General features: G+C 49.6%; 1 pseudogene. It reads left to right on the top strand.

The annotated features are described in order from the left end of the window. Positions 1–238 (top strand): annotated as a pseudogene (locus tag ACM0OZ_RS49410) (S-layer family protein); the annotation flags it as partial.

The raw sequence follows: 238 nt of genomic DNA, 5'->3' as shown, positions 1-238 counted from the left end.
GGATGCGGGTAACTTGACGATTAACACTCGTGAATTACTGGTTCGAGATGGGGCAGGGGTTTCTACAGGCGCACAAAATGCTGGCAAAGGTGGCGATTTGACTGTCATTGCCCAGATTGTGGAATTGATTGGCGAATCTGCCGATGGTCTGTCCTCCAGTGGCTTGTTTTCTGACTCAGAGGGAACTGGGGATGCGGGTAACTTGACGATTAACACTCGTGAATTACTGGTTCGAGAT

This window comes from Scytonema sp. PCC 10023 (assembly GCF_963920835.1).
Taxonomy (GTDB): domain Bacteria; phylum Cyanobacteriota; class Cyanobacteriia; order Cyanobacteriales; family Nostocaceae; genus Kalymmatonema.
The sequence above is the reverse complement of the archived record's forward strand: the minus strand, read 5'-3'. Positions and strand labels throughout refer to the sequence as shown.